We start from the raw sequence: 2,722 nt of genomic DNA on the forward strand, positions 1-2,722 counted from the left end.
TACCCCCCTTTACCCCCCCCGGTGCGTGGGGTTTTTTTCTTTGTTCGCGTGGGGGCCGGGGGGGGGGGGGGGGGGCGGGGGGGGGGGGGGGGGCGGGGGGCCCCCCCCCCCCCCCCCCGACCGGATCCTCCGGGTCGCCGTCCACTACCGCACCGGCCTTCGCCCGAACCGCCTGAACCAGCAGGTCGACCCACAACACTGACCTGCCCGCACCCGGACTTCTGCAACAGGCCTCAGCGGGCGGCGGCCGGTGCCGGGGCGTACCCGGCCGGGCGGGTGGTGAACGTGCCCCGGCCCCGGGTGCGGCTGCGCAGGGCGGTGGCGTAGCCGAACAGTTCGGCGAGCGGCACGACCGCCGTCACCACCGCCGTCCCGCCGCGGGGGGCGGGGCGCGCCCCCGCCCCCCGGCGCGCCGCGGGCCGGCAGCCGCGGGCCCCCCCCCCCACCCACCACGCGCCGGGGCCGAGCCCCGGACCCGGCCCCGGCGCGCGGCGAGGTCACCGAGCACACCGCCCACCGCCTCCTGCGGCACGGTCACCGTCACCTCGGCGACGGGCTCCAGCAGCACCATCCGGCAGGCCCGCAGGGCCTCGCGCAGCGCCAGCCGCCCGGCGGTGCGGAAGGCGAGCTCCGAGGAGTCCTTCGGATGGGTGGCGCCGTCGGTCAGGACGACCCGCAGGCCGGTCACCGGGTGGCCTCCCAGCGGGCCCTCGGCGAGCGCGTCCCGGCAGCCGGCCTCGACCGCCCGGACGTACTCCGTCGGCACCCGCCCGCCGGTGACGGTGGACGCGAACACGAAACCCTCCCCCTCCTCCTGCCCGGCCGGACCGGCCGGCGGTGCCACGTCGAGCACCACGTGGGCGAACTGGCCGGCGCCGCCCTCCTGTTTGACGTGCCGGTGGACGTGGCCGGTGACCCCGCTCCGCACGGTCTCCCGGTGGGCGACCTGCGGACGGCCGACGGTCACCTCGCATCCGAGGGAGCGGCGGATCCTCTCCACCGCCACCTCCAGGTGCAGTTCGCCCAGCCCGGACAGCACCCGCTGTCCGGTCTCCGGGTCGGTGCGGACGACCAGCGACGGGTCCTCCTCGGCGAGCCGGGCGAGCGCCACGGCCAGCCGCTCGGTGTCGACCGATCGGCGTGCCTCGACCGCCACCGTCACCACCGGTGCCGCCGTCACGGCCGGCTCCAGGACGAGCGGCGCGCCGGGCGCGCAGAGCGTCGTGCCGGTCCGGGCGGCCTTGACGCCCGCCACGGCGACGATGTCGCCGGCGACCGCCGTCTCCAGCTCGACGTGGTCGGCCTGCACCCGCATGATCCGGGCGATCCTCTCGGTGCGGCCGGTACCGGCGTCCAGCACGGTGTCCCCCTTGCGCAGCGTGCCCGCGTACAGGCGCAGACAGGTGAGCCGGCCGGAGGCGGTGACGTTCACCCTGAACACCAGCGCGGTGAGCGGCCCTTCGGGATCGGCGGCCCGCTCCTCCTCCCCGGCCTGCCCCGCGCCGCGCACCGCCGGAACGTCCAGCGGCGACGGCAGGTAGGCCGTGACGGCGTCGAGCAGCGTCTCGATCCCGCGGTTGCGGTAGGCCGAGCCGCACAGCACCACCACCGCCTCGCCGCTGCGGGTGAGGTCCCGCAGGGCGGCGGCCAGGGTCGCGGTGGAGAGCGCCGAGTGTTCGACGAACTCCTCCAGGGCGGCCGGATGGAGCCCGGCCACCGCCTCCTCCAGCAGCGCGCGCCGCCGCCCGGCCTCCGCCCGGAGGCCGTCGGGCACCGGGCCGTGTCGCAGGTCGTCGCCGTCGGGGCCGCCGTCCCAGGTCAGGGCACGCATCGTCAGCAGGTCGACCACGCCGGTGAAACCGGACTCCCGGCCGATGGGCAGGTGGACGGCCAGCGGGGCCGGGTGCAGCCGCTCCCGGATGGCGGCGACGGTGGCGTCCAGGTCGGCGCCGGCCCGGTCCAGCTTGTTGACGAACGCGATCCGCGGCACGCCGTGCCGGTCGGCCTGGCGCCAGACGCTCTCGCTCTGCGGCTCCACGCCCGCGACGGCGTCGAACACAGCGACCGCCCCGTCCAGCACCCGCAGCGAGCGCTCGACCTCGTCGGCGAAGTCGACGTGGCCGGGCGTGTCGACGAGGTTGATCCGGTGGCCGTTCCAGGCGCAGCTGACGGCCGCCGCGGAGATGGTGATGCCCCGTTCGCGCTCCTGCGGGTGGCAGTCGGTGACGGTGGTGCCCTCGTGGACCTCGCCGCGGCGGTGGGTCTCGCCGGTCAGATAGAGGATCCGCTCGGTGACGGTGGTCTTGCCCGCGTCCACGTGGGCGAGGATGCCCAGGTTGCGGACGGCCGCGATGCCGGTACGGATGTCGGTGCTGCGCATGGCCCGGTGCCTTTCGGAGCTCTCGGGAAGAAGAGGGCAGCGCGATCGCGGCGACGACGACGGCGCGTCCGCCGGAGAGCCCTGCTCCCCGGCCGGTCGTCAGGTCGTCGCGCACACCCGGTGCCGGCCGCGCAGCGGGCACCGGAGGGACGAGGACACCAGGATCACCTCGAACCGGGACGAGGGGACGACGGCAGCGGTGCGGTGGCGCACGACCGGTCCTCCCTCGGCTCGTCACGTCGCGCGCCGCCACCCGAACCGGGCGGCGCGCCGCCGGGGGCCGCGTGTAGGTACCAGTGTCATATAAACAACAGACGCAGCCGCCGACCACCAAAGAGTAAA

Annotated in this window: 1 protein-coding gene and 1 pseudogene; both read right to left on the bottom strand. The window is 76.2% G+C overall.

Annotation, left to right across the window (positions count from 1 at the left end; genetic code table 11):
• Positions 1-233 precede the first annotated feature (233 nt).
• Positions 234-383 (bottom strand): annotated as a pseudogene (locus ACFXAM_RS22515) (hypothetical protein); the annotation flags it as partial.
• The gene (fusA, locus tag ACFXAM_RS22520; protein WP_380293935.1) at positions 359-2,380 is read right to left on the bottom strand and encodes an elongation factor G; all 2,022 of its coding nucleotides are present in this window, start codon (positions 2,378-2,380) and stop codon (positions 359-361) included. The pseudogene ACFXAM_RS22515 and the gene fusA, both read right to left, overlap by 25 nt.
• Positions 2,381-2,722: the final 342 nt, after the last annotated feature.

This window comes from Kitasatospora sp. NPDC059462, assembly GCF_042749955.1.
Lineage (GTDB): Bacteria > Actinomycetota > Actinomycetes > Streptomycetales > Streptomycetaceae > Kitasatospora.